This is a genomic window from Erwinia sp. ErVv1, from assembly GCF_900068895.1.
Classification (GTDB): Bacteria; Pseudomonadota; Gammaproteobacteria; order Enterobacterales; family Enterobacteriaceae; genus Erwinia.
Window position 1 is genome coordinate 1 of record NZ_CDPK01000028.1, and the last position, 292, is coordinate 292.

Consider the following 292-nt stretch of genomic DNA (forward strand, 5'->3'; position numbering starts at 1 on the left):
CCCATAACTTGCGTCGTTCGATAACGATATCTTCGCAAAACTGTTCAGCACTAATCCTGTTGCTGAGGAAGTCTCTTCCCAGCTCGACCAGCTTAATTCTGCTCATAAAACCTCCGTCTCTAAATAGATCCTGCCGTTGTCGTCAGTCGGTTCAATTTTCCAGCCACTCAGAAAATCACCCTCTATTGTAAGGACGACAACATTCATCGTCCCGGCATGCAGGTATTCCGAAGGAGTGCAGCTCAGAGCAGGTTAAACTGCTCCAGCAGGGCTTTCACTTCCGCCCTTAATT